This is a genomic window from Evtepia sp. (assembly GCF_034090835.1).
Taxonomy (GTDB): Bacteria; Bacillota; Clostridia; order Oscillospirales; family Oscillospiraceae; genus Evtepia.
In genome coordinates this window covers 14,914-38,333 of record NZ_JAXDRS010000051.1, presented here as the reverse complement: position 1 = coordinate 38,333, position 23,420 = coordinate 14,914, and the positions used below count along the sequence as shown (strand labels likewise).

The window sequence follows — 23,420 nt, the reverse complement described above, 5'->3', positions numbered from 1 at the left end:
GAGAAAGGAGCCGGACATGGACGAGCTGAAAGTCAGACAGATTGTAGATGATGAGCTGCTGAAAGGCACCGTGGTGTATGAGACCCTCCAGGAGGTGCCTGCGTGGGGCCGGGAGACCGTCAAGAAGCTGGTAGACAAGAACTACCTGCGGGGTGACGGAAGCGGCCTGGGGCTTACCAGCGACCTGCTGCGGGTGCTGGTGATCAACGACCGGGCAGGGTTGTACGATCGGTGATTTTATCACTGGCATTTCCTTCGCTGTGTGGTATACTAAAGCCATCAAAGAGGAGGGAATGTTATGCAAAACGTGAAGATCAACAACCCGGAGGACCTGCCAGACGAGATCATCCAAAAGGCCATTGCCATGATGGAGCAGGAGGAAGGGCGCAAGGTGGTAGAGATCACCATCCGCACCACCGGGAATCCGGACGAATACGGCATCACGCCCGTTTTCGAGAAGATCCCCTTCCAGCGTGTCCGGCGCATTACCGGCTACCTGGTGGGGGACCTGGGCCGCTTCAACAACGGGAAGCTGGCAGAGGTGCATGATCGGGTGAAGCACAGCGTGTAAAGAAAATCCCACCCCTTGGATTTTTTCAGAGGGTGGGATTTTGCTTGTTTAGTCTTGTTGGAAGCTGGATCTGTACTGATTTGAAGCACGTTCTAGTCGTTTAAAATCACAACATATCTTTCTGAAGAATGAGTTTTTGTTCTTGGTTGTTGCTCTAAAATATGTTTTTTGAGCCCGATCATAAATTTCTGCTTTGTTACGATTGATAAATGAAATTTGTCGTTTCAGTAACTCGGCGTATTTTCTATCATTCTCTGCTTCAATCTGAATAAGTTCTAAAGCATCCGACGGGACCGGCAACATATTGTTAAATCCTAGGATTCCATACTTTCCGCTGTCGATTGGGAATATGTGTTTTGACGGTTTAATCGCTTTATGATTTTCTTTGGGGGATTCCATGGGGACAAAATACCGATAACTGCCAACAATTAATACTACGCCAACATATGGTCTACGCGCATTTTTGTTATACTGGACCCGTTGATCAATACTGCGCAGAAAACGAATGTATTTATCCGCAATCCTATAAATTTTTAACTGATCCAAGATGGTTCCTCCTAACAAAAAGCGAGACAGGCAAAACGCCGATCTCGCTTTTTTCAGGCCCCACTTGCGGCAGGGGCTTTCCGCTTTTTTCAGGCCCCACTTGCGGCAGGGGCTTTCCGCTTTACGTATGCAGGGAGACTCCCTGTACAACAAATTATATACACAAGGATTTAGAAAAGTCAATAGCTCAAACAAAATAATTTCTATGACAGCCCTCTTTCTTCATTAGTATTTCCGTTAGCGTTTCCGGTTTTTTTCTTTGCTAATTCCGTTGTTGTATATATCTCTCTGTTCGCAATTATAAAACCGAACAAAGGAGAAAAACCATTGACATACAAAGAAGAAACCCCTTGAACCGTTGTGGCTCAAGGGGTTTCTTCTTGGAGCAGGTAAAGGGAGTCGAACCCTCCTATCAAGCTTGGGAAGCTTGCGTTCTACCGATGAACTATACCTGCGCTTTGGAGATTATTATAGCACGGGCATGGGTAGATTGCAAGGGGGAAGTTCTGTCGTCTTTGGGGGAGAGAGGGAGGATAGTGGAACCAAATCTGGGCTTCCCCCATAGGATGGGGTACCAGGCGCCGGAGACACATGGTTTGCGGCAGCGCTGGCTGCGGTGGTTTGCCCCGTCTGTGACGCAGGGGGAACCCCCGTCATAGAATGGGATGGCAAGAGCGCCAGTCTGAGGAAATTCAGAGGAGGTAGTACCATGAACGATCGGGTTGTACCCGGGCCTGTGCAGGACAGCTGCGGCATCCGGGAAGCCGTGTGTATCCATACGAAGAAAATATATGACAGCTGTCGCGATAAGGACCAGGCAGACCCAAGGAAACCGGCGGGCGGCCGGGGGCAACTCAGCAGGGCTTGAGAAAGACCTGCAAAGAGAAGGCCCCCGGCCGGCTCTTTTTTTCCTTGCGGTAGATCACCTGCTGGAGGACCGTGTGGAGCAGGGCGTTGCGCTGGGGCGGTGAAGCGGCCTGGTAGGCGTCCCACAGGTTGGTGGGGGTCCATTCCGGCGCTGGGGAGCCCTGATCCGGGGGACACAGCAGGTTCTGGCGGGTGGCTTCCAGCCGGGCCAGGGTCTCCTCCAGGGCGGCCATGCGAGCCTGGAAGGTGGGAGGATCATAGATCCCCTGCTCCAGCAGTTCGTACAGCCGGAGTTTTTGGTGCTCTGCGGTGGTGGTTTCCCGGCGCAGGGCGGCCAGGAGTCTGGTCGCTTCCCCCTTCCCCGAGGGAGCCGGGACCTCTTCCGGGGCCCAGGTGATGGACCGGAAGAGGTCTTCCAGGTGATCCAGGAGCCGGGCCTCCACCAGGGGATACTGGGCGGCGGCGCAGCAGCCTTTGGTGGGGCAGACCAGGTAGTCACCCCCGGCCATGGCGATCTTTTGCAGCAGACTGCCGCAGTTGCCGCACCGGACCAGCCCGGCCAGAGGGGCTTTCACCCGGCCGTCCCGGCGGACGGGCCGCAGCTTGCCGTCCAGCCGCTGCTGCACCTGGTCATACAAGTCTTGGGGGATGATGGGGGGATGGAGCCCCTGGGTGATGGTCCAGTCCTCCCGGGGGTTCGTCGCCGTGACGGTGCGGGGCTGGTCCCGGGGACCGGTTTTCAGGCGGCGGCGCTGGTTCCAGACCACCTTCCCCGTGTAGGTGGGGTTACGGAGGATGGCGGCTACGGCGTTGCGGCTGAAGGCGGAAGACCGCCGGGGCCGAGCCCCCAGGAGAGTGACCTGCCGGGCGATGGCCACGCAGCCGTAGCCCTGGGCATAGAGCTCGTACATCATGCGGACGAACCTGGCTTCCTCCTCCTGGATGGCCAGGGTGGGGCGTTTGTCCAGGGTGGTTTTCTGGTAGCCGTAGGGGGCGTTGGCCAGGTAGCATCCCTCCCGGACTGACTGTTCAATCCCCCGGCGCAGCCGCTTGTTGATGATCTTATACTCCCGGCGGCTGAGAAAGGTCTTGAACTCCGCCAGCTCGTCGTCCAGCTCATCGGTGAGATCGTAGGTCTTTTCCGGGGTGATGATGAGGGTCCCGCTGTCCTTGAAGGCGTCCAGAATGGCCCTCTGGTCCCGCATCCGCCCCCGGGAGAGCCGGTCCAGATCCATGCACAGCACGGCGTCATAGGTCCCCTCCTCCACGTCCCGGAGCAGCCGGAGCATCTCCGGGCGGGCGTAGAGGGACTCCCCGGAGACCACCTCCCGATAGGTCTCTACAATGCGGATGTTGTTCTCTCTGGCGTAGTCGGCCAGGGCTTTCTGGTGCTTGGCCAGCACCTCCCGGGTGTCCATGCCCTCCTCCATGCGGCTTTTCCGCAGATATTGGGCGGCCTCCATGGGCCTCACTTCCTTTCCGTCTTTCTATCAGACTACGGGGAAGGGGAGAAAATATGCCCGGGGACGGGCATAGGGTAGTGGGGGAGGTGAGCGCATGGAACAGGAATCGGTGGTGGTCCGGGGCAAGCGCTGCCCTGTGACGGTGACCCGCCGGGACGGGGGACCCTTTCCCGTGGTGATGGGAGGGGAGACAGTACAGGATGTCTGGGAGACCCGGACCCAGGGGCCGGGCTATGGAGAGAGCGTTGTGGTGACCGTCTGGCAGGAGGTGTCCCCGGAAGAGCGGGCAGCGGGCCGGGCGGCCATCGCCCGGGCCGCCGCCCGAATGGTGGGGGAAGGGGTCACAAAAGGGAGGAAGGCCCCGTAAGATGGGGAGGGCCCTTTGGGCAGGGGCTCTGCCCAAAGGGCCGGGAGGCTCCCGTCACAGAGGTGGGGAAAAGCGCATACCATGAGGAAGGGGAGGTGAGGCCGCTGTGAGTACCCCACAAGAACCGGGCAGCGAAAAGACGGCAACGCTGCGCAAGCCGGTGGCCATCGCCTGTAAGCAGTGGTGGATCGCAGCGGGCATCCGGGCGGTGAAGACCATGGCCCAGACCGCCATGGGGACCATTGGCGCAGAGGCGGCCCTGTCGGAGGTCCACTGGGCGGTGGTGGCTTCGGCGTCGCTCATGGCGGGGATCATGAGCCTGTTAAACAACCTGGAAGGATTGCCGGAGGTAGAACAATGATTACACGGTATTTGACCCAAAACCCCTGCTACCAGCAGGGCCGGAAGATCGCAGTGAAGGGATTGATGCTCCACTCGGTGGGGGTCCCCCAGCCGGACCCTCTGGTGTTCATTCGGATCTGGGACAGTCCCACCTATGACCGGGCCTGCGTCCACGGTTTCATCGGGCGGGACGAGTGTTATGTGACCCTGCCGGTGTTTGAGCGCCACGGGGCGGCCTTCCGGGGCTGGCACGGAGGCGGGTCGTCCAACAACGGGTATATCGGGGTGGAGATGTGCGAGCCCTCCACCATTCGGTATACCGGGGGCGCATCCTTTGAGGTGAAGGATCGGGCGGCGGCGGTGGCCTTTGTGGAAAAGACCACCCGCCGGGCGGTGGAACTTTTTGCCGACCTGTGCCGGTTCCACGACCTGGACCCTCTGGCAGACGGCGTCATCCTCAGCCACGCAGAGGGACACCAGCGGGGGATCGCCTCCAACCACGGGGACCCGGACCATCTGTGGCGGGGTCTGGGGATGGACTACGACATGGACCGGTTTCGGGCGGACGTAGCCGCCGCCATGAAAGGAGAAGAAATGGTGGATATTGGAGCACTCATTGCAGAAATGACCGACGAGCAGGCCTACGCCCTGGTGCAGAAGGCCCAGCGCTACAGCGAGAGCCTGCCGGAGCCCCCTTGGAGCCAGAAGGAAGGCCACTGGAAGCGGGCCACCGAGGCGGGCATCGTAGACGGCAAATCGCCGGAGCGGCCCATGAAGCGGGACGAAGTGATCGCGGTCCTGGGCCGGAAGGAACTGCTGTGATTCCTTGGAAGCGCCCTGTCTTTCGATAAGGACTGTATTGAGGATTTGCGGGTGTACCCCACCCGGAACGTCCAGGCGGTCATTGACCGGGCGCTGAGTGTCCGGGGCGGCCGGGCGGAGCTGCTGCACGCCTACATTGATGTGGAGCCTGCCAACTACAACCGGGGGTTTTTCAGCGTAGACATCCGGTATTACTATCGGATCACCGCAGAGGCCTTCGTGGGCGGTCCCCGTCCGGCGGAGATCAGCGGCCTGGCCGTGTTTGATAAGCGGGTGATCCTCTTCGGCAGCGAGGGCAACGCCAAGATCTTCTCCTCCCGCTTCCGCCCGGGAGAGAACGACGTTCAGGGCATGCGGCGGACCAACCTGCCTGAAGCGGTGGTGGAGGCAGTGGACCCCATTGTCCTGAACCTGCGTCTGCTGGACCCCTGCGACTGTGTTTGCCCGCCCCCTTGTCCCCCTCCCTGCGGCGGGGCCTGTCCTCCGCCCTGTCCTCCTCCCTGCGGCGGGTGCTGCGCAGAGAACGAGCTCACCGAGATCCCGGCCTGCATCAGCGCCTGCTTCGACTGCGAGCTGGCCTTTGACGGGGGCTGCCGCCGGCTGTATGTGACCCTGGGCCAGTTCTCCATGGTGCGGCTGGAGCGGGACTCCCAGCTGCTCATCCCCATGTACGACTACTGCATGCCCACCCGGGAGTGCACCGGCAAGGACGACGACTGCGACGACGATCCCTGCGAGATCTTCCGGCAGATCCGGTTCCCCGTGGGCGAGTTCTTCCCCCCCAGCACCCTGCCGGGGATGGAGGAGGGCGGCTGCAATCCCGGTTCTTCCGGCGGCGCCAGCAGCTGCCGCTCCTGCGGCTGAGGAAAAAGGGCTTGTCCTTTCCGGCGGCATTGGGTATAATAAAAAAATAACCCCCACCGCATAGAGAAAGGAGCGAGGGCGTATGGGCCGGACCGGTTTTATTCACGACAAGCTGGACATCAAGTTTCTGGTGCTGTATCTCATGGCGCGGGTAGCGGCCCCGGTGGACTTTGCCACCCTGGCCCAGCTGGCTTTCTGCGACGATGGGGTGGAGTACTTTGACTTCGCCGAGTCGGTGGCGGAGCTGGTGGAGACCGAGCACCTGACCTTGCAGGAGGACCACTATGCCATCACGGAGAAAGGCCGGCGCAACGGCAAGATCTGCGAGAGCGGGCTGCCCTTTTCCGTGCGGCGCAAGTGCGACCGGAACCTGGCGGAGGTGAACAGCCACCTCCGGCGCAACGCCCAGGTCCGGGGAGAGATCCTCCCCCGGGAGGATGAGGGGGTCACCCTCCGTCTTATTTTGGACGACGACAAGGGTAACCTCATGACCCTGGATATGCTCACCATCTCCCCCGAGCAGGCGGGCCAGATGGCCGAGCGGTTCCGTGAGCACCCGGAAAAGCTCTACAACGCCGTGCTCCAGGTCCTTCTGGAAGAACCCAGGGAGGAGCAGGCCCCCGACGTTTGACCCAACGAGAAAACCGTCCCTTTCCGTAAGGAGAGGGACGGTTTTTTGTCTTAAAAGAGGGGGGAGAACAGCCGGTAGATGGAGCACAGCAGCCGGCGGAAGGGGGAGGCCCTCCGGCAGGCCTCCAGAGAGATCTCCTGGCAGTGCTCCATGGTTTGCAGGAAGTCGTCCCGCACGGCGATCACCGCAGGGTCGCCGCACAGCCACACCCCGTTTTCAAACTGGAGGTAGAAGCTGCGGTAGTCCAGGTTGCAGCTGCCCACGGAGGCGTAGAGGTCGTCGGCCACCACGGTCTTGCTGTGGAGGAAGCCGGGGGTGAACTCATAGATCTGGGCCCCGGCCTCCAGGAGCACGGCGTAGTTGGAGCGGGTGACCGCAAAGACCACCTTTTTGTCCGGGATGTGGGGGGTCATGATCCGCACGTCCACCCCGGACCGGGCGGCGGTGCACAGGGCGGCGGTGAGGGTCTCGTCGATGATGAGATACAGGGTGGTGAGGAAGAGGTAGCGCTTGGCCTTGGTGATCATCTGCAGGTGGAGGTCGGCGCAGACCGTGTCCCCGGGCAGGGGGGTGTCGGCGTAGGGGATGACGATGCCGCCGGAGGAGGACACCGGGGGCAGGGTCCTGGGGCGGAACCAGGCGTAGTCCGAGGGGGTGCGCTGGTTGTCCCACATGGTGAGAAAGAAGATGGTGAGGCTCCACACGGCCTCCCCCCGGAGGAGCAGGGCGTTGTCCTTCCAGTAGCCGAAGCGGACCCGGCGGGCAATGTATTCATCCGCCAGGTTCAGCCCGCTGACAAAGCCGGTGACGCCGTCGATGACGCAGAGCTTCCGGTGGTCCCGGTTGTTCTGGTGGATGGAGAGGATGGGCCGGAAGGGCCGGAAGGGCTGGAAGGGCCGGCAGAAGATCCCCCTGTCCTGGAGCTGGGTGGGGTAGTCGGCGGGGAGGGTCGAGGCGCTGCCCACCCCGTCGTAGATCACCCGCACGTCTACGCCGGCAGCTGCTTTCGCCTCCAGGATTTCCAGGATCTCGGACCACATCTCTCCCTCGGCAATGATGAAGTACTCCAGAAAGATATAGCGCTGGGCCTTTTTCAGTTCCTCCAGAAAGGTGGGGAAAAAGGACTCCCCGGTGGGGAAGTACTGGGTCTCCATGTTGGTGTAGGCGGGGTAGAGGGCGGTGTGCTCCAGGTACCAGGCCTGCTGGGTGGGGTCGGGCCCGTAGGGCATGAGATCGGTGGTGGACAGGCGGGAGGGCAGCTGGTGACGGAAGACCCGGTTGGCCTCCCCTTTGTGGTAGTGGGGCTTGCGGGCGCCCCCCAGAATGAGGAACATCATGCCCCCCACCAGGGGCACCAGGAGGATGGGGACGATCCAGGCGACCTTATAGGCCAGCTTGGTTTTCCGGGTGGAGATATAGAGGGAGACGATGACGCTCACCACCAGGGAGATCCAATAGAAGTAGACGAAGAGCAGGGAGGAAAAGCCCAGAATGGCCACAAAGACGCCAAACTGGAGAAGAATACTGAGGATCACCCCCAGGGTCCGCTGCTGCCGGGGGGAGAGGGTGTGTTGAAAAGGCTTTGACATGGGTGCGCTTCCTTCCTGTGCGGGAGTGAAACAAAGGGGCTTGTATGGGTTCTGCCCTCCCTGCGGCCTTGGATTGCAGCGGGGAGGGCAGAGAGGGCGTTAGTCGGAGAAGGCGTACTCCATAGAGTCTGCCACCGTGATGAGCCCGCCGAACATGGCGTCGGCGATTTCCTCGTCCGGGGAGAGCACCCACTGGCCATCCTCCAGGGTCAGGGGGATATCCACTTTGGTGGTCTTGGTGGGCAGATCCTCTCCGTTCAAGTAGTCGGTGAACTTGGTCAGATAGCGGGCCTCCAATTCCTCGTCCGAGGGCTGCTGGTCTTCCGGCAGGAGGGCGTACTGGAAGGCGTCGCTCAACAGGGTTTCCATGAGGCTTCCCACTGCCTCGGTCATATCGGCGTTGGTAAACTCCACGGTGACCACGGCGGTCCCGGCCTTTTCGTCCTCCTGGGCGGAGAGGACCTTATAGGTGAGGTTTTTGGTGAGGGCCTGGAACAGGGCGGCCTCCTGACTGCCCGGGGAGAAGAGGCTGTTGTCTGTCAGGTCCTCGTCCCAGTATTGTTTCAGGGTGGCCGGGTCGCCCTTCTGGATGGCCTGAATGGCGGACTCGGTGACCGACTGGGCGGAAGGACGGGCGGTCCCGCAGGCCGCTGCGGACAAGAGCAGGACCAGCCCCAGGGCCAGGGTGAGCATACGTCGTTTCATGGTACATTCTCCTTTTTTCTCTATGATGCCGCCTTCTGGCGGCCGGGGAACGGGACGGGGGATGGGGTCTGTGGGGAGGATCATTTCAGGACCACGTTGTCCGGGCCCAGCAGGGCCCGCAGCTCCTGGAGGAGGGCGGGGTGGGTCTGGCACTTGGCTCCCAGCCTCCGGCGGGAGGCGGGGAAGTAGAGGACGGCCTGGCTGCCGCCGGGGAAGAGGAGCAGCAGGTTTTTCACCCGCTGGAGCCGGTTTTCCAGGGCGGGTTCCAGCCGGAGGTAGAGGGTCTCTGCGGGAGAGGGGGCGGCCTGGGGCTCCATGGCCTGGGCCTGATCCAGGGGGGTCACCCGGTCGCAGAGGATCTGGGGGGCTTTCTCGTCCCGGACCGAGATGCGGCCCGCCACCAGGACAGGGGTGTTGGCCTGGAGGGCGCTGCTGCTCTCTTCCAGCACCCGGGCAAAGACCAGCAGCTCTACGGTGCCGGTGTCGTCCTCCAGGGTGACGTAGGCCATCATGGAGTTGTTGCGGGTGGTTTTGGTCTTCACCGAGGAGACGATCCCGGCCAGCAGGATGTTCTGTCCGTCCTGGAACTGGGCGGGGCCGCTGGGCTGGGTGAGGTCGTCCAGCATGGCGCCAATGGCCACGGACCCCTGGCTCCGGGCGGTCTCCCGGTGGGCATCCATGGGGTGGCCGGAGAGGTAGAGACCGGTGATCTCCTTCTCCATGGCCATGCGCTCCTGGGGGGAGAATTCCGGCAGATCCCGGAGCACCAGCTCCACCGGTTCCGCCTGGGTGCTGCCGGCGGAGAAGAGGTCGAACTGTCCTTCCAGGTTCTTTCTCCGGTTCCGGGCCAGGTTGTCCAGGAACTGCTCGTAGGCGTCCAGCAGCTGGGACCGGGGGATGCCCATGGCGTCGAAGGCCCCGGCCCGGATGAGGCTGTCCAGCACCCGTTTGTTCAGGTCCTGGTCCATCATGCGCTGGCAGAAGTCAGGGAAGGAGCGGAAGGGGCCGCCCTCCTGCCGCTGGGCCAGCAGGGCGTTGGTAAAGCCACGGCCCACCCCCTTGAGGGCGGCCAGGCCGAAGCGGATGGTCTCTCCGTCCACGGTGAAGTGGGGGCCGGACTGGTTGATGTCCGGGGGGAGCAGGCGGATGCCCATGGCCCGGCACTCGGCGATGTACTCGGCGATCTTGCCCTGGGAGTCCAGCACAGAGGTGAGCAGGGCGGCCATGTACTGCCGGGGGTAGTGGCACTTGAACCAGGCGGTCTGGTAGGCCACGATGGCGTAGCAGACTGCGTGGGCTTTGTTGAAGGCGTAGTTGGCGAAGTCGAAGATCTCCTTGTAGATCTCCTTGGCCACGTCCTCGTCGATGCCCCGGGGGACGCAGCCGTCAATGTTCCGCTCCGGGTCGCCGTAGATGAAGGCGTGGCGTTCCTTTTCGATCTCCTTGGCCTTTTTCTTGGAGATGGCCCGGCGCACCATGTCGGCCTGCCCCAGGGAGTACCCGGCCAGCCGCCGGAAGATCTCGATGACCTGCTCCTGGTAGACGATGCAGCCGTAGGTGACCGAGAGGATGGGTTCCAGAGAGGGGTGGAGGTACTGGATGAGGGCGGGGTTCTGCTTGCAGGCGATGAACCGGGGGATGGAGTCCATGGGACCGGGCCGGTACAGGGCGATGATAGCGGTGATGTCCTCAATGTCCTTGGGTTTGAGGCCCACGCACACCCCGGTCATGCCCCCCGATTCCATCTGGAACACGCCGCAGGTGCGGCCGTCGGAGAGCATGCGGAAGGTGTCCGGGTCGTTGTCGGGCAGGTCGCGGATGGAGAAGTCCGGGGCCTCCTGGCGGATGAGCTGGACGGCGTCGTCCAGAACGGTGAGGTTGCGCAGGGCCAGAAAGTCCATTTTCAGCAGGCCCAGCTCTTCCAGGGTGGTCATGGTGTACTGGGTGACCACGGCCTCATCGTTTTTGGCCAGGGGGACGTAGGTGTCCACCGGGTTGCGGGTGATGACCACCCCGGCGGCGTGGGTGGAGGCGTGGCGGGGCATCCCCTCCAGCCCTTTGGCGGTGTCGATGATCCTCTGCACGGTGGGGTTGCTCTCGTAGAGCTCCCGCAGGGGTTTGGAGGAGGACAGAGCCTGGTCCAGGGTGATGTGCAGGGCGTTGGGCACCTGCTTGGCGATGGCGTCCACCTCCGCATAGGGGACGTTCAGGGCCCGGCCCACGTCCCGGATGGCCCCTTTGGCGGCCATGGTCCCGAAGGTGACGATCTGGGCCACGTGGTCGTGGCCGTATTTTTCGTTGACGTAGTCAATGACCTCTCCCCGGCGGCGGTAGCAGAAGTCCACGTCGATATCGGGCATGGAGATGCGCTCCGGGTTCAGGAACCGCTCGAAGTACAGGGAGTATTTCATGGGGTCCACGTCGGTGATGTCCAGGCAGTAGGCCACCATGGACCCGGCGGCGGACCCTCGGCCGGGCCCCACGGGGATGTCCCGGCTCTTGGCGTAGCCGATGAAGTCAGAGACGATGAGGAGGTACTCCACAAAGCCCATCTTGCGGATCATGGCCATTTCGTACTCCAGCTGGTCCTGGTATTCCCGGCTGCCGTTGGGGTAGCGCTTGGCGAAACCCTGGCGGCAGAGGGCTTCAAAATAGGCGTCCCCGTCGGTCCAGCCGTCGGGGAGCTTGAATTCCGGCAGGTGGTAGACCCCGAACTGGAAGTCCACCTGGCACAGGGCGGCGATCTTTTCCGTGTTGGCGATGGCCTCCGGCCAGTCCGGGAAGAGGGCTTCCATCTCCTCCTGGGATTTGAGGTAAAACTCCTGGGTCTCAAACCGCATCCGGTTGGGGTCGTCCACGGTTTTGCCCATCTGGATGCACATGAGCACATCCTGGATGGAGGCATCCTCCCGGGTGAGGTAGTGGGCGTCGTTGGTGGCCACTAAGGGGATGCCGGTCTCCTGGTGGAGCTTTAAGATCCCGCGAGCGGCCTCTTTCTGCTGGGGGATGCCATGGTCCTGGATCTCCAGGTAGTAGCCGTCAGGGCCGAAGAGGTCCCGCATCTCCAGGGCGTGGGCCTTGGCCCCTTCGTAGTCCCCCGCCAAAATCCGCTGGGGGATCTCCCCGGCCAGGCAGGCGGACAGGGCGATGAGCCCCTCGTGATACTGGCGCAGCAGGTCCATGTCGATCCGGGGCTTGCCGTAAAAGCCCTCGGTGAAGCCCCGGCTCACCAGGGCGGAGAGGTTGCGGTAGCCGGTCTCGTTCCGGCAGAGCAGGACCAGATGGCGGGGGCGGTCATCCAGCTCGTGGACCCGGTCGAACCGGGTCCTGGGGGCTACGTAGACCTCGCAGCCGATGATGGGATGGATGCCCTCCCGCTTGGCGGCCTTGTAAAAGTCCACCGCCCCGTACATGACCCCGTGGTCGGTGACGGCCAGGGCGGTCTGCCCCAGGGCCTTGGCCCGCTGGACCAGCCCCTCGATCCGGCAGGCGCCGTCCAAGAGGCTGTATTCCGAGTGAACGTGCAGATGGACAAAGGACATAGGTCAGGTTCCTTCCTGTAGCATCTCTTCTACGATCTCCACAGCGGTGATGATGAGGATATCGCAGCGGTTGGTGAGCTCCATTTCCTGGGCGGCGGGGGTGTGGTCGCCGGTCTGGATCTTGGTTTTCAGCAGGGGAGCGCAGCGCAGGGCGCCGAACTTCTCCTGGAACCGCTTCTGGAATTCCTTGGCCAGGGCGCCGGTGCGGCGCTTGCTGGCCACGGGGTTTTCCGGGTCCACCGGGTGGAGCAGACCCAGGGTCATCACCGCCCCGGCGATGGCGCCGCAGGCCTCGCCGGTCTGCATCCCGGCGCCGAAGCCGGCAGCGGCGTCAAAGCTGGCCTGCTCGGACAGGCCGGTGCGGTCGGTGAAGGCGGCCAGAATGGACTGGCAGCAGTTGAATCCCTTGTGATGATAGTCAGCGGCTTTCTGATAACGAGTCATAGTCATGGGGTTTGGTTCTCCTGTTGCAGTAAGATGTTTAGATTGAGAGATCGTCTGGGCTCAGGGTTCCTGGTCCAGAGACTGGCTGAGCTGAATGAGTTTCCGCAGCCGGTGGCTGAGGGAGGATTTGGTGACTGGCGGCTGGCAGAGAGGCGCCAGCTGGGCCAGGGAGAGTTCGGGGTGGGCCTCCCGCAGGGCGGCGGCCTCCTGGAGCTTGGGGGAGAGGTCCTCCAGGACCCCTGCCTGGCGGAGGGCCTGGATGGCCCGGCGCTGCTCCATGGCGGCGTCCACGGTTTTGTCCACGTTGGCGGCCTCGCAGTTGACCCGGCGGTTGACGCCGTTGCGCAGGAGCTTTTCCGCCTTGGCATTCATAAGCTCCATGGCGGAGACCGGCGCGCCGATGGCGGTGAGAAGCTCCTCGATGGCCTCGCTCTGTTTGAAGTAGGTGATGTAATTGGCCTTGCGGGTGGTCTCCTTGGGGGTGTAGCCCAGGTCCAGCAGCAGGGCGGTGAGCTCCCGGCTCACCCGGAAATGGGAGGTGGCCAGCTCCAGGTGGTAGCCCTTCTGGGGGTCAGTGACCGAACCTCCAGCCAGGAAGGCCCCCCGGAGGAAGGAGAGCTGACAGTGCTTTTCCTCCAGCAGGCCGAAGTTGATGTGGTGGGCAGGGCCTGTGGGGTCAAAGGCGCAGGTGTCCCAGAGCTGGGCCAGCTTTTGGGGATTGGTGACGGTGAAGATCCGCTTGCCCGGGGCGTCCGGGTCTCCCTTCTCGTCGAAGGAGAGGCCGAAGGCCTTGTAGAACAGAGGGGAGAGCCGCTGGGCGAAGGCGGGGGATTCGGTGACGATGCGCACCTCCTGGGGGGAGAAGCGGTTGCAGTAGAGGAGCACGCCGCAGGCTTCCGCCTGGGCGCAGCACTTGCGGGAGAGTTTGGGCCGGCAGAGCTCGGCTTTCACGTCGCCGGAAAAGGACATGGAAAAACCTCCTGTGGGACCCGGGCGCTTGCCCGGGGTAATGGGGGATCACCGGGCCATATCCCGGTGGAGCTCCTCCACCCGGTAGCCCTTCTGTCGGATGAACTCGGTGATGGCGTGGGCGATGGCCACGGAGCGGTGGTGGCCGCCGGTGCAGCCGATGGCGATGACCAGGGAGGACTTGCCCTCCTCCACGTACTGGGGCAGGAGGAAGGCAAAGAGTTCTTCCAGATGGCGGAGGAACTCGTTGGTCTGGCGGTAGCCGAAGAGGAAGGAGCGGACGGCCTCTTCCAGGCCGGTGCACTCCTTGAGCTCGGGGATGTAGAAGGGGTTGGGGAGAAAGCGTACGTCAAAGACCAGGTCGGCGTCGATGGGGATGCCGTACTTGAAGCCGAAGGAGGTGACGGACACAGTCATGGTTTCGTTCAGGGAGCCGATACCGAACAGACGCAGCAGCTCTCCCCGGAACTTGGAGAGGTTGAGACCGGTGGAGTTGAGGATGTGGTCGGCCCTCCGCCGGACGGGTTCCAGGGCCATGCGCTCCAGCTTCACGGCCTCGGGCAGGGAGTACCCCTGCCGGGTGAGGGGATGGGTATGGCGGGTCTCTTTGTAGCGGTTGATGATGACCTCGTCGGAGGCCTCGATGAAGAGGAGGCGATACTCCAGGTTCATGGCGGTGAGGTCATCCAGGGCCTGGAAGAGCTCGTCGAAGGTCTGGCCGCCCCGGATGTCGGTGACCAGGGCCACCCGGCTGTACTTGCCGGTGCCGGCACCGGCCATGCACAGCCCGGCAAAGTTGGTGATGAGGGCCACGGGCATGTTGTCCACGCAGTAGAAGCCCAGGTCCTCCAGAAAGGCGGCAGCGGAGCTTTTTCCTGCGCCGGACAGGCCGGAAATGATGATGAATTCCATAGAGATACCTCCCCCTGGGGAATCAGAGTAGCGAGCGGAACGGGAACAAAAAACCATCCGAACAGGCGGAAATCTATATTTTATCATTATACCATGAAACGACAGGACCCTGCAAGGGCCTGCCGGGAGGAGCAGGGGGGAGAGGGAGAGAACAGGCACCTGAAAAAATTTAAGAAAAACTTCATTGACAACCTACAAGAAAACCCGGCATAATGGGGAAAGAAAGGAGGGTGTTTGATGGAACCGATCCAATACCAGTGCCCCAAGTGTGGAAACACCCAGTACGAGAGCGACCAGTTTCAGGCCACCGGCGGAAACTTCGCCAAGATCTTCGACATTCAGAACAAAAAGTTTGTGACCATCAGCTGCACCCGCTGCGGCTTTACCGAACTCTACCGGGCCAAGGGGTCCGATGGCTGGGATGTGCTTGACTTCCTGATCGGCGGCTGAGCCGGACAGCGCTGCCCCACGAAAAAGAGGCGGGAACGTCTGTCCCCGCCTCTGCCGGACCTGCGGTCACGGCCTGGTCTGTTTTCCTGCGCCGGTGATCCCGTCCAGGGTGTCCTCGGCGGCGTCGCCCACGCCCCGGGCGGCGTCTTTTGCGGCGTCGCCTGCGTTTTTGGCGGCGTTCTTCATGTCTCTGCCGGCGTCTTTCAGGCTGTCGCCTGCGTCCTTCCCGCCTTCTTTGGCGCTTCCGCGGGTCCCGTCGGTGCTCTGGGTGTCAAAGCCCTTGACCTTGCCGGTCTCGTCGGCCTGATAGGTCCCGCTGCCCCAGGTTTCGTCCGCTTTCTTGTCGGATTTTTTCCGCTGGATCTCCCACTCCTGGGAGGCCGCGTTGGTCCCGGACCAGTTTTTGGCGCTGGTGACGGCGTTCTGCGTGCCGCAGCCCGCCCCCACCAGAAGGAAGGCCAGAAGGACGCCGGCTGTCATCAGTTTGCGAAGCATAGGATCCCTCCGATTTTTTGGATTCGTACATCGTGCGGCGTACAGCCGCCTGGGTAGTATGCGCCGGGAAAACGATTTTAATAGAAGACCAGCCCAAAAAATTCTGTAAAATTTTCAAAACTGTGCTGAAGTCACAGAAAAAACCGGAGAGAATGGGTATCATAAGGGTGCAATTAAGAATTGCATCCCAAGAAACCCAATTGAACTCAACATAGAAACGCATCAAAAGAACCGCTACGGCGTCCGCAGCAACGAAAGGAGATTTTTTATGGAACTGAAAGGCAGCAAGACTGAAGCTAACCTGTGGGAAGCTTTTGCCGGCGAGAGCCAGGCTCGGAACAAGTACACCTACTATGCAAGCCAGGCCCGGAAGGACGGCTATGAGCAGATCGCCGCATTCTTTGAAGAGACCGCAAACAACGAGAAGGAGCACGCCAAGCTGTGGTTCAAGGAGCTGGGCGGCATCGGCACCACCGCTGAGAACCTGATGGCCGCTGCCGAGGGCGAGCATGACGAATGGACCTCCATGTACAAGCGCATGGCAGAAGAGGCTCGCGAAGAGGGCTTCCATCGCATCGCTGACATGTTCGCTTCCGTGGGCGAGATCGAAAAGTCTCACTATGAGCGTTACCTGAAGCTGGTGGAGAACCTGGAGAACGACGAGGTCTTCAAGAAGAGCGCCGTCAAGGTCTGGTACTGCCGCAACTGCGGTCACCTGGAGTATGGCGATCAGGCTCCCGAGGTATGTCCCGTTTGCAGCCATCCTCAGGCTTTCTTCGAGATCAAGGCAGACAACTACTAAGAAACCCAAAAAAGAAGCCGCGTCTGCGGCTTCTTTTTTTTGCCCCACGGGCGGCCCCAAGCGGGCCGCCCGTCTGCGTCGGTCAGAAGCAGGTGCGCTGGATGCAGGAGGCGGTGATCTGGGGCGGAATGCTCTTGGTCATGACGCCGTTATAATAGATGGTGATGGCTTCGCCTACGGAGAAGCAGCAGGCATTCCAGGCGTTGACCAGCACCTGCTGGCCCGTCTGCCGGTCGCACACCAGCAGGCTGCCGTTCCGGATCTCCAGCACGGTTGCGTATAAAATGGTCATAGGGACGCTCCTTTCCGGGCCCCGGACCGGGACCTCTGGAGCAGTCTATGTCAAAAGAAGGGGAAGGGTGACAGGGACCAGGGGAGAGAGGCTGGCGAGAGGGGCGGAAATATGGTATACTACAACAAATCTTCCGTTCAGGATGGGACCGGGCCCCGGCCCGGCAGAACGGAAAGGAAAAAGGAGAATCCACGATGAAAAAACGCATGTTATGTCTGCTGAGTCTGGTCTGCCTGCTGCTGCCTCTGGCGGCCTGCGGCGGGGGGACCCAGGAAAAGGAACCGGAGACCATGGGAGAGATCCTGCTGGCGGATTTCCAGACCCAGGTCCGAAAGGACCCCAAGGCCGCCCCGGCCGCTCTGGCAGAGCGCCTGCTGGAAAACCCCGCCCTGCCCTTTGAAGGGATGGTCACCCCGGTGGAACCCGGCCTGCTCACCGGGTTCGGGAACATTGAAATTACCGGGTTCCAGGAGGGGGCCATGTTCGGCCCCATGATCGGCACCATCCCCTTTGTGGGGTATGTGTTCCGGCTGGAGGAAGGCACCAATGGGGACGCCTTTGTCCAGATCCTGAAGGACAACGGGGACCTCAGGTGGAACATCTGCACCGAGGCGGACCAGATGCTGGTGCAGCAGGAAGGAGATCTGGTGTTCTTCCTCATGAGTCCTGTGACCATGGAAGAGTGATCCTCCCAGGGGGAGGAGCGAAGGTGGCGAGAGGTCTTGTATAGTTTCAGTTTACCCTTCTTCTATGGATTTTTGCCGGTCTTTCTCATCCTGTACCTGCTGCTGCCGGCCAGAGGCAGAAACGGCCTTTTGGCGGCAGGCAGTCTGCTGCTGTATGGCTGGGTGCAGGGTGGCTGGCTCCTCCTGCTGGTGGCCGTGGTGGCGGTGACCTGGCTGTTTGGGCTGCTGGTGGACCGGTTCCGGCGGGCGGCCAGGGGATTTTTGGCGGTTTACCTTACGGCGGCCTTTGGGCTGCTGGCCGCCATGAAATGGCTGGACCCCCTGTTTCGCAGCCTGCGCCGGGACCTGGGCCTGCCCCTTCCTCTGGTGGAGCTGGCCCTGCCCCTGGGGCTGGGTATCTGCCTCATGCAGGGGATGGCTTACGTGACTGGGGTGTACCGGGGAGAAGGTCCGGCGAAGAAAGAGCCGGTGACTTTGGTGATCTTTCTGGCGGGGTTCCCCTGGCAGATGGCGGGTCCCCTGCTGTCCTGGAAAGACTTTGCCCCGCAGAGCGCCCGGCACCCCCTTGCTCTGTCCCGGAGCGCCCGGGGGGTGCGGCGGATGGCCGTGGGCCTGGGAAAAACCGTGGTGCTGGCCGGGACCCTGGCCCTGTTTCCCCCCATCTTTGCGGCCAGCCAGAACCGAGGGGTTCTCTTCTGCTGGCTGTATGGACTCATGGTGCTGCTCTGGCTGTACTATGAGGTCTCCGGGATGATGGACCTGGCGGTGGGACTGGGAGAACTGCTGGGATTCCAGATGCCGGAGGTATTCGCCCGGCCGCTGTCCGCCGGGACCCTCACCGGGTTCTGGCGGCGGACCCTCATCCCGATGGGGAAGTGGTTCTATCGGTTTCTTTACCTGCCCCTGCGGGGCAGAACGGGGGGCAGGGTCCGGCAGGCCCTGGCCCTGACGGCCGTGTGGGTGCTGGTTGGCCTGTGGTGGAGCCCTGGGTGGAATCTGGTCATCTTTGGTCTTATCAACGGCTTGCTGGTGGTTTTGGAACGGTTCTGGCTGGGGCCCTTCCTGGGGCGGCACCCGGTGGTGGCCCGGCTGGGCCTCTGGGTGGTGCTGTGCGTCCAGGCGGTCCTCCTCACCGGGCCGGATCTGGCTGCCGCCGGAGAGGTGCTGGGCGGGATGATCGGATGCTCTGCCGCCCAGAGCATCCCGGCGGAGACGGCGTACTACAGCGCCAGCTTTTTCGTCGTCCTGGCCCTGGGTGTGGTGGGTGCCACACCGCTGCCGGCTTTTCTCTGGGGGAAGCTGTCTGCCTCCCCCCGGGGTCGGACCGTGGCGGCGGTGCTGGAACCGGTGCTGGTGCTGGGCCTGCTGCTGGTGTCCACGGGCTATCTGGTGGACGGCGGCGGGGGCGCCCTGCTGCGCTACGGCTGGTAAGAGAGGAGGTCCGCCATGAAAGAAAAGGGGAAACCCATCGCCGGGACGCTGCTCCGGGGATTTCAGCAGAGAGAGACCCGCTCCAGCGCGGTGCTGCTGCTCCTGGCCGGGGTGCTGGTGGCCTCGCTGTCGGTGTGGCTGTGGACTTCGCAGCCGGAGCGCTATTCTGTCACCGAGGCCCGGCGGCTGGCGTATACGGTGGAGCCCTCCTGGGACCGTGTGCGCTCCGGGGAGCTGGCAGAACAGGTGGAGAAGTATGCCCGGGACCAGTTCCCGCTGCGGGATGGGTTCCGCAACCTGAAAGGGCTCACCGCCATGAAGGCGCTGGGCCAGAAGGACCTGAACCACATTTATACTGCCGGAGGATACTGCGCCAAAATGGAGTATCCACTGAACCGGAAGATGATCGACCACGCGGCCGACACCATCCAAACCGTGTACGACACCTACCTGAAGGGGACTGACACCCACCTGTATCTGGGCGTTGTCCCTGCCAAGGACTATTACCTGGCGCCTCAGTCGGGCCACCTGTACCTGGACTATGAGGAGGTGTTTGGGTATCTCAAGGAACAGACCCCCTACCTCCAACCGATCGAGGGGATCCGGGAATGTCTGAGTCTGGAGGATTACTACAAGACCGACAGCCACTGGCGGCAGGAGAAGATTTTGGATGTGGCGGACCGCATCGCCGAAAGCATGGGGGTCACCCTGCCGGAGCAGACCTATACCCTCCAACGGTTCCCCCGGCCCTTCCACGGGACGTACGCCAATCAGCTGGCGCTGCCCCTGCCGGGGGAGGAGCTGTACTATCTCACCAGTCCCATGCTGGACCAGTGCGTGGTGACCACCTGCGACATTGCGGGCAATGAGAGGCAGGACGAGATGTATACCGAAAAAGACGCCTACGACTGGTACCCCTATAATCTGTTCCTCTCTGGGGCGGAGGGGTATGTGACCGTGTACAATCCTCTGGCGGAGACGGACCGGGAGCTGGTCCTCTTCCGGGATTCCTTCGGCAGCAGCCTGGGGCCCCTTCTGGCCTCCGGCTACCGGAAGATCACCCTGGTGGACCTGCGGTACCTGCCCAGTACCCGGGTGGGCGAGTTCCTTACCTTCCAGGACCAGGATGTGCTGTTTCTCTACAGCACCCTGCTGCTGTGCAACAGTCTGGCCCTGCGATAGCTTGAGAAAAGACAAGAAATACGATATGATATCCTCAGAATACAGCGGGGGCGCGTCCCCCGGGACAAGATACAAAGGAGGCAAAACCATGGAGCCCAATACCATTCTCAGTCATGTAGACCACACGCTGCTGAAGCCCGAAGCCACCTGGGAGCAGATCAAGACCCTCTGCGACGAGGCCATGGAGTATGGCTGCGCAACGGTGTGCATCCCCCCGTCCTTCGTGAAGCAGGCGGCAGACTACGTCCAGGGCAACCTGAAGATCTGCACCGTGATCGGCTTCCCCAACGGATACAATACCATGGCAGCCAAGATCTTTGAGACCAAGGACGCCGTGGAGAACGGCGCCAGCGAGATCGACATGGTCATCAACATCGGCATGGTGAAGGACCGGAAGTGGAAGGACATCAGCCAGGAGATCGCCGGGGTGAAGGCGGCCTGCCTGGGCCGTCCCCTGAAGGTCATCATTGAGACCTGCCTGCTCTCCGACATGGAGAAGCTGAAGCTCTGTCAGCTGGTGGCCAAGGAAGAGGCGGCCTACTTAAAGACCTCTACGGGCTTTTCCACCGGCGGCGCCACCCGGGAGGACGTGGCGCTGCTCCGGGAGAATCTGCCGGATACGGTGAAGGTGAAGGCATCCGGCGGCATCCGCACCCTGGAGGACGCCGAGGCCTACCTGTCCCTGGGGGCAGACCGTCTGGGCGCCAGCGCTCTGGTGGGAGAAGTGCGGAACCTGACCAAGTAACGAAAGGGGCGGCGCGCCGTGGTAGAGGAGATCGTCAAAAATATATATCGCATTCCTGTTCCCCTGCCTCGGAACCCTCTGCGGGAGCTCAATGCCTACCTGATCCGCGGGACCGAGCGGAGCCTGCTCATTGACACGGGCTTTCGCCTGCCCCCCTGCCGGGAGGCGCTGGCGGCGGGCTTAGAGGAGACCGGCGTGGACCGGACCCGGCTGGACGTTCTGGTGACCCACATCCACACCGACCACACCGGTCTGTCCGTGGAGTTTGTAGGGCCGGGAGGCCGGATCTATATCGGGGAGGGGGACTTCCCCTTGACCCGTCAGGTCCAGGAGGACCACTTCTGGGCGGTGATGGACCGGCGGTTTGACCGGGAGGGCTTTCCTCGGGAGGAGGCCCGGGTGGTCATCGGCACCAACCCGGCCCGGAACCTGGGTCCTCCCCTGGACCTGCCCTGCTACACGCCTTTGAAGGACGGTCAGCGGCTGTCGGTGGGAGACTACACCCTGGAGGTGGTGGCGGTGCCCGGCCACACCCCGGGACAGATCTGCCTGTGGCTGGAGCGGGAGCGCATCCTCTTTACCGCGGACCATGTGCTCTTTGATATCACCCCCAACATCGCCATGTGGCCCAACATGGACAACGCCCTGGGGCACTATCTGTCCAGCCTGGACCGGGTGGCGGCCTACCCGGTGGAGCTGGCTCTGCCCGGCCACCGCCACACCGCGGACTTTTTCTCCCGGGTGGAGGAACTGAAAGCCCACCACGGGCGGCGGGTGGCGGAGACCCTGCGGATCGTCCGGGAGGAACCGGGGCGCACGGCCTACGAGATCGCCGCCCGCATGACCTGGGATATCCGGGCCAGGAGCTGGGCGGACTTTCCCCTGAACCAGAAATGGTTTGCAGTGGGAGAGGCCCTGGCCCATCTGGAGCTGCTGCTGACCCAAAACAAGGTCCGCCGTCTCGTGGGAGAGAACGGCCTTGCCCGGTATAAGATCGTATGAAAAAAGCAGGAACGCATTTAGCGTTCCTGCTTTTTTGTTATGCGTGGACCTCACAGGACTCTGCGGGAAAGAGCTTGGGGTCGTAGGGGATGTGGTTTCGGTCGTAGTAGTCTTTCAGGGCGGACTTGACCGCCTCCTCGGCCAGGACGGAACAGTGGATCTTGTGGGCGGGCAGACCACCCAGGGCCTCTGTCACGGCCTTGTTGGTCAGCTGCATCACCTGGCTCACCGGCTGGCCCTTGATCATCTCTGTGGCCATGGAGCTGGAGGCGATGGCGCTGCCGCAGCCGAAGGTCTCGAACTTTACGTCGGTGACGGTGTCATCCTGAATTTTCAGGTAGATCTTCATAATATCGCCGCACTTGGCGTTGCCCACCTGACCCACGCCGTCGGCGTCAGGAAGGACGCCCACGTTTCTGGGGTTGCGGAAATGGTCCATAACTTTTTCACTGTATAACATAGCTGCGTTCTCCTTCCTGTAAATCCCGCCAGACGGGGGACATATTGCGCAAATACTCTACCACCCGGGGGATCTCCCGGAGCATGGTGTCAACCTCCTCCTGGGTGTTCCAGTGGCACAGGGACAGCCGGAGGGAACCGTGGGCCACCTCGTGGGGGCGGCCGATGGCCAGCAGCACGTGGCTGGGGTCCAGAGAGCCGGAGGTGCAGGCCGAGCCGGAAGAGGCGCAGATCCCCTTGTCGTCCAGCAGCAGGAGCAGGGACTCGCCCTCGATGCCTTCGAAGCAGAAGCTTACGTTGCCCGGCAGGCGCTGGGTCCGGTGGCCGTTCAGGGCGGCGTGGGGGATGGTCTCCAGCCCGGCGATGAGCTTGTCCCGCAGGGCGGTGACCTGGGCGGCGTGCTCCTCCATGTGGTCGCAGGCCTCCTGCAAAGCGGCGGCCAGGGCTACGATGCCGGGGATGTTTTCCGTGCCGGCCCGGCGGCGGCGCTCCTGGGCGCCCCCTTCGATGAGGCTGCGCAGGGGGAAGCCCTTCCGGGCGTAGAGGACGCCCACCCCCTTGGGACCGTGGAACTTATGGCCCGACAGGGAGAGCAGGTCGATGGACTGGGCCTGCACGTCAATGGGCAGGTGCCCGGCGGCCTGGACTGCGTCGGTATGGAAGGGGATCTTCCGGCTGCGGCAGATCTGGCCGATCTCTGCGATGGGCTGGATGGAACCGATCTCGTTGTTGGCGTACATGATGGTCACAAGGCAGGTGTCCGGGCGAATGGCCGCCTCCACCTCCTGGGGGGTGATCACCCCGTCCTGGTGGACGTCCAGCAAAGTGATGGTGAAGCCTTCTTCCCGCTGGAGCTTTTCCAGGGTGTGGAGCACGGCGTGGTGCTCGAAGGCGGTGGAGATGATATGGGTCTTGCCCTGCCGCTTGCCCGCCATGGCGGCGGAGAGGATGGCCTGGTTGTCGGCCTCGCTGCCGCCGGAGGTGAAGTAGATCTCGTCCGGGCGGCAGTGGAGACAGCGGGCGACGGTTTCCCGTGCCTGGGCCAGGGCCTGGGCGGCGGCCTGTCCCACGCTGTGGAGGGAAGAGGGGTTGCCGTACCCTTCCTCCAGCCAGGGGAGCATGGCGGCCAGGGCGGTGGGGCTCAGCTTGGTAGTAGCTGCGTTGTCAGCGTATATCATGGGAAAACCTCCTTGGGCTTATTCCTACTAATCTATTAGGTAATTGAAGCATACCACAAATTAC

Annotated in this window: 26 protein-coding genes, 1 tRNA gene and 1 pseudogene; 15 read left to right on the top strand and 13 right to left on the bottom strand. The window is 62.3% G+C overall.

What is annotated here, in order from left to right; translation table 11 throughout:
* Both SOR61_RS09330 and nrdD read left to right on the top strand, forming a co-directional pair.
* A pseudogene (locus SOR61_RS09330) lies at nucleotides 1–235 on the top strand (hypothetical protein); the annotation flags it as partial.
* A gap of 63 nt (nucleotides 236–298) precedes the next feature.
* Nucleotides 299–571: an anaerobic ribonucleoside-triphosphate reductase gene (nrdD, locus tag SOR61_RS09325; RefSeq protein ID WP_320612386.1), complete on the top strand. Its 273-nt coding sequence runs from the start codon at nucleotides 299–301 to the stop codon at nucleotides 569–571.
* A 48-nt stretch (nucleotides 572–619) separates the two neighbouring features.
* Here the strand turns inward: nrdD and SOR61_RS09320 are convergent, their stop codons facing one another.
* Nucleotides 620–1,117 carry a type III toxin-antitoxin system ToxN/AbiQ family toxin gene (locus SOR61_RS09320; protein WP_320612385.1) on the bottom strand — a complete coding sequence of 166 codons (498 nt, stop codon included), beginning with the start codon at nucleotides 1,115–1,117 and terminating at the stop codon, nucleotides 620–622.
* 381 nt (nucleotides 1,118–1,498) lie between these two features.
* A tRNA-Gly gene (locus SOR61_RS09315) sits at nucleotides 1,499–1,572 on the bottom strand.
* A gap of 254 nt (nucleotides 1,573–1,826) precedes the next feature.
* Between SOR61_RS09315 and SOR61_RS09310 the strand changes: the two genes are divergently transcribed.
* Nucleotides 1,827–1,985, top strand: coding sequence for a hypothetical protein (locus SOR61_RS09310; protein WP_320612388.1), 159 nt, complete (start codon nucleotides 1,827–1,829; stop codon nucleotides 1,983–1,985).
* Here SOR61_RS09310 and SOR61_RS09305 read toward each other — a convergent pair.
* A complete protein-coding gene (locus SOR61_RS09305; RefSeq protein ID WP_320612384.1) occupies nucleotides 1,972–3,447 on the bottom strand; it encodes a recombinase family protein in 1,476 nt (491 codons plus the stop codon). The genes SOR61_RS09310 and SOR61_RS09305 overlap by 14 nt on opposite strands.
* Nucleotides 3,448–3,541: 94 nt before the next feature.
* On the opposite strand from SOR61_RS09305, the gene SOR61_RS09300 reads away from it, so the two are divergent.
* From SOR61_RS09300 to SOR61_RS09280, 5 genes are all read left to right on the top strand, one after another.
* Complete coding sequence (locus SOR61_RS09300) at nucleotides 3,542–3,814, top strand: hypothetical protein (protein ID WP_320612383.1); 273 nt, start codon at nucleotides 3,542–3,544, stop codon at nucleotides 3,812–3,814.
* A 106-nt stretch (nucleotides 3,815–3,920) separates the two neighbouring features.
* On the top strand, nucleotides 3,921–4,175 hold the full coding sequence (locus SOR61_RS09295) for a holin (RefSeq protein WP_320612382.1): 255 nt from the start codon (nucleotides 3,921–3,923) through the stop codon (nucleotides 4,173–4,175).
* Nucleotides 4,172–4,978, top strand: coding sequence for an N-acetylmuramoyl-L-alanine amidase (locus tag SOR61_RS09290; RefSeq protein WP_320612381.1), 807 nt, complete (start codon nucleotides 4,172–4,174; stop codon nucleotides 4,976–4,978). Before SOR61_RS09295 ends, SOR61_RS09290 begins: the two co-directional genes overlap by 4 nt.
* A gap of 51 nt (nucleotides 4,979–5,029) precedes the next feature.
* Nucleotides 5,030–5,842, top strand: coding sequence for a hypothetical protein (locus SOR61_RS09285; protein WP_320612380.1), 813 nt, complete (start codon nucleotides 5,030–5,032; stop codon nucleotides 5,840–5,842).
* Nucleotides 5,843–5,924: 82 nt separating this feature from the next.
* Entirely contained in the window at nucleotides 5,925–6,473 is a 549-nt protein-coding gene (locus tag SOR61_RS09280; RefSeq protein ID WP_320612379.1) for a DUF4364 family protein, read from the top strand.
* Between the two features lie 50 nt (nucleotides 6,474–6,523).
* On the opposite strand, the gene cls is transcribed toward SOR61_RS09280, so the two are convergent.
* The 6 genes from cls to rapZ all read right to left on the bottom strand — a co-directional run bounded on the left by cls (nucleotide 6,524) and on the right by rapZ (nucleotide 14,634).
* Complete coding sequence (gene cls, locus SOR61_RS09275) at nucleotides 6,524–8,062, bottom strand: cardiolipin synthase (protein WP_320612378.1); 1,539 nt, start codon at nucleotides 8,060–8,062, stop codon at nucleotides 6,524–6,526.
* 99 nt (nucleotides 8,063–8,161) lie between these two features.
* Nucleotides 8,162–8,767, bottom strand: coding sequence for a hypothetical protein (locus SOR61_RS09270; RefSeq protein WP_320612377.1), 606 nt, complete (start codon nucleotides 8,765–8,767; stop codon nucleotides 8,162–8,164).
* 80 nt (nucleotides 8,768–8,847) lie between these two features.
* Nucleotides 8,848–12,309, bottom strand: a complete 3,462-nt coding sequence (locus SOR61_RS09265) for a DNA polymerase III subunit alpha (RefSeq protein ID WP_320612376.1) — start codon at nucleotides 12,307–12,309, stop codon at nucleotides 8,848–8,850.
* A gap of 3 nt (nucleotides 12,310–12,312) precedes the next feature.
* Nucleotides 12,313–12,759: a C-GCAxxG-C-C family protein gene (locus SOR61_RS09260; RefSeq protein ID WP_320612375.1), complete on the bottom strand. Its 447-nt coding sequence runs from the start codon at nucleotides 12,757–12,759 to the stop codon at nucleotides 12,313–12,315.
* A gap of 54 nt (nucleotides 12,760–12,813) precedes the next feature.
* Nucleotides 12,814–13,722 carry a DNA-binding protein WhiA gene (whiA, locus tag SOR61_RS09255; protein WP_320612374.1) on the bottom strand — a complete coding sequence of 303 codons (909 nt, stop codon included), beginning with the start codon at nucleotides 13,720–13,722 and terminating at the stop codon, nucleotides 12,814–12,816.
* A gap of 48 nt (nucleotides 13,723–13,770) precedes the next feature.
* The gene (gene rapZ, locus SOR61_RS09250) at nucleotides 13,771–14,634 is read right to left on the bottom strand and encodes an RNase adapter RapZ (protein WP_320612373.1); all 864 of its coding nucleotides are present in this window, start codon (nucleotides 14,632–14,634) and stop codon (nucleotides 13,771–13,773) included.
* 237 nt (nucleotides 14,635–14,871) lie between these two features.
* On the opposite strand from rapZ, the gene SOR61_RS09245 reads away from it, so the two are divergent.
* Nucleotides 14,872–15,084, top strand: coding sequence for a zinc ribbon domain-containing protein (locus tag SOR61_RS09245; protein WP_320612372.1), 213 nt, complete (start codon nucleotides 14,872–14,874; stop codon nucleotides 15,082–15,084).
* Nucleotides 15,085–15,150: 66 nt separating this feature from the next.
* On the opposite strand, the gene SOR61_RS09240 is transcribed toward SOR61_RS09245, so the two are convergent.
* Nucleotides 15,151–15,579 (bottom strand): hypothetical protein, encoded by a 429-nt coding sequence (locus SOR61_RS09240; RefSeq protein ID WP_320612371.1) that lies wholly within the window; start codon nucleotides 15,577–15,579, stop codon nucleotides 15,151–15,153.
* 268 nt (nucleotides 15,580–15,847) lie between these two features.
* Here SOR61_RS09240 and rbr point away from each other — a divergent pair, with 268 nt between their 5' ends.
* Nucleotides 15,848–16,381, top strand: coding sequence for a rubrerythrin (rbr, locus tag SOR61_RS09235; protein WP_320612370.1), 534 nt, complete (start codon nucleotides 15,848–15,850; stop codon nucleotides 16,379–16,381).
* Between the two features lie 82 nt (nucleotides 16,382–16,463).
* Here rbr and SOR61_RS09230 read toward each other — a convergent pair whose 3' ends face one another.
* Nucleotides 16,464–16,673 (bottom strand): hypothetical protein, encoded by a 210-nt coding sequence (locus tag SOR61_RS09230; RefSeq protein ID WP_320612369.1) that lies wholly within the window; start codon nucleotides 16,671–16,673, stop codon nucleotides 16,464–16,466.
* Between the two features lie 194 nt (nucleotides 16,674–16,867).
* On the opposite strand from SOR61_RS09230, the gene SOR61_RS09225 reads away from it, so the two are divergent.
* The 5 genes from SOR61_RS09225 to SOR61_RS09205 all read left to right on the top strand — a co-directional run bounded on the left by SOR61_RS09225 (nucleotide 16,868) and on the right by SOR61_RS09205 (nucleotide 21,719).
* Nucleotides 16,868–17,359: a hypothetical protein gene (locus tag SOR61_RS09225; protein WP_320612368.1), complete on the top strand. Its 492-nt coding sequence runs from the start codon at nucleotides 16,868–16,870 to the stop codon at nucleotides 17,357–17,359.
* A gap of 36 nt (nucleotides 17,360–17,395) precedes the next feature.
* Complete coding sequence (locus tag SOR61_RS09220; protein WP_320612367.1) at nucleotides 17,396–18,790, top strand: MBOAT family O-acyltransferase; 1,395 nt, start codon at nucleotides 17,396–17,398, stop codon at nucleotides 18,788–18,790.
* 15 nt (nucleotides 18,791–18,805) lie between these two features.
* On the top strand, nucleotides 18,806–19,972 hold the full coding sequence (locus SOR61_RS09215; RefSeq protein WP_320612366.1) for a hypothetical protein: 1,167 nt from the start codon (nucleotides 18,806–18,808) through the stop codon (nucleotides 19,970–19,972).
* Between the two features lie 88 nt (nucleotides 19,973–20,060).
* On the top strand, nucleotides 20,061–20,717 hold the full coding sequence (deoC, locus tag SOR61_RS09210; protein WP_320612365.1) for a deoxyribose-phosphate aldolase: 657 nt from the start codon (nucleotides 20,061–20,063) through the stop codon (nucleotides 20,715–20,717).
* A gap of 18 nt (nucleotides 20,718–20,735) precedes the next feature.
* Complete coding sequence (locus SOR61_RS09205) at nucleotides 20,736–21,719, top strand: MBL fold metallo-hydrolase (protein WP_320612364.1); 984 nt, start codon at nucleotides 20,736–20,738, stop codon at nucleotides 21,717–21,719.
* A gap of 37 nt (nucleotides 21,720–21,756) precedes the next feature.
* On the opposite strand, the gene nifU is transcribed toward SOR61_RS09205, so the two are convergent.
* Together nifU and nifS are read right to left on the bottom strand one after the other, a co-directional pair.
* On the bottom strand, nucleotides 21,757–22,179 hold the full coding sequence (gene nifU, locus SOR61_RS09200; protein ID WP_320612363.1) for a Fe-S cluster assembly scaffold protein NifU: 423 nt from the start codon (nucleotides 22,177–22,179) through the stop codon (nucleotides 21,757–21,759).
* Nucleotides 22,166–23,356 (bottom strand): cysteine desulfurase NifS, encoded by a 1,191-nt coding sequence (gene nifS / locus SOR61_RS09195; RefSeq protein WP_320612362.1) that lies wholly within the window; start codon nucleotides 23,354–23,356, stop codon nucleotides 22,166–22,168. Before nifS ends, nifU begins: the two co-directional genes overlap by 14 nt.
* Nucleotides 23,357–23,420 lie beyond the last annotated feature (64 nt).

What these genes read in the sequence shown, in the direction of transcription:
- SOR61_RS09225 (WP_320612368.1), top strand. Translation starts at nt 16,868, where the DNA reads ATGAAAAAACGCATGTTATGTCTGCTGAGTCTGGTCTGCCTGCTGCTG.
- SOR61_RS09245 (WP_320612372.1), top strand. Translation starts at nt 14,872, where the DNA reads ATGGAACCGATCCAATACCAGTGCCCCAAGTGTGGAAACACCCAGTAC.
- SOR61_RS09215 (WP_320612366.1), top strand. Translation starts at nt 18,806, where the DNA reads ATGAAAGAAAAGGGGAAACCCATCGCCGGGACGCTGCTCCGGGGATTT.
- SOR61_RS09260 (WP_320612375.1), bottom strand. Translation starts at nt 12,759, where the DNA reads ATGACTATGACTCGTTATCAGAAAGCCGCTGACTATCATCACAAGGGA.
- rbr (WP_320612370.1), top strand. Translation starts at nt 15,848, where the DNA reads ATGGAACTGAAAGGCAGCAAGACTGAAGCTAACCTGTGGGAAGCTTTT.
- whiA (WP_320612374.1), bottom strand. Translation starts at nt 13,722, where the DNA reads ATGTCCTTTTCCGGCGACGTGAAAGCCGAGCTCTGCCGGCCCAAACTC.
- cls (WP_320612378.1), bottom strand. Translation starts at nt 8,062, where the DNA reads ATGTCAAAGCCTTTTCAACACACCCTCTCCCCCCGGCAGCAGCGGACC.
- nrdD (WP_320612386.1), top strand. Translation starts at nt 299, where the DNA reads ATGCAAAACGTGAAGATCAACAACCCGGAGGACCTGCCAGACGAGATC.
- SOR61_RS09290 (WP_320612381.1), top strand. Translation starts at nt 4,172, where the DNA reads ATGATTACACGGTATTTGACCCAAAACCCCTGCTACCAGCAGGGCCGG.
- SOR61_RS09270 (WP_320612377.1), bottom strand. Translation starts at nt 8,767, where the DNA reads ATGAAACGACGTATGCTCACCCTGGCCCTGGGGCTGGTCCTGCTCTTG.
- SOR61_RS09310 (WP_320612388.1), top strand. Translation starts at nt 1,827, where the DNA reads ATGAACGATCGGGTTGTACCCGGGCCTGTGCAGGACAGCTGCGGCATC.
- nifU (WP_320612363.1), bottom strand. Translation starts at nt 22,179, where the DNA reads ATGTTATACAGTGAAAAAGTTATGGACCATTTCCGCAACCCCAGAAAC.
- deoC (WP_320612365.1), top strand. Translation starts at nt 20,061, where the DNA reads ATGGAGCCCAATACCATTCTCAGTCATGTAGACCACACGCTGCTGAAG.
- SOR61_RS09230 (WP_320612369.1), bottom strand. Translation starts at nt 16,673, where the DNA reads ATGACCATTTTATACGCAACCGTGCTGGAGATCCGGAACGGCAGCCTG.
- SOR61_RS09265 (WP_320612376.1), bottom strand. Translation starts at nt 12,309, where the DNA reads ATGTCCTTTGTCCATCTGCACGTTCACTCGGAATACAGCCTCTTGGAC.
- rapZ (WP_320612373.1), bottom strand. Translation starts at nt 14,634, where the DNA reads ATGGAATTCATCATCATTTCCGGCCTGTCCGGCGCAGGAAAAAGCTCC.
- SOR61_RS09240 (WP_320612371.1), bottom strand. Translation starts at nt 15,579, where the DNA reads ATGCTTCGCAAACTGATGACAGCCGGCGTCCTTCTGGCCTTCCTTCTG.
- SOR61_RS09280 (WP_320612379.1), top strand. Translation starts at nt 5,925, where the DNA reads ATGGGCCGGACCGGTTTTATTCACGACAAGCTGGACATCAAGTTTCTG.
- SOR61_RS09305 (WP_320612384.1), bottom strand. Translation starts at nt 3,447, where the DNA reads ATGGAGGCCGCCCAATATCTGCGGAAAAGCCGCATGGAGGAGGGCATG.
- SOR61_RS09300 (WP_320612383.1), top strand. Translation starts at nt 3,542, where the DNA reads ATGGAACAGGAATCGGTGGTGGTCCGGGGCAAGCGCTGCCCTGTGACG.
- nifS (WP_320612362.1), bottom strand. Translation starts at nt 23,356, where the DNA reads ATGATATACGCTGACAACGCAGCTACTACCAAGCTGAGCCCCACCGCC.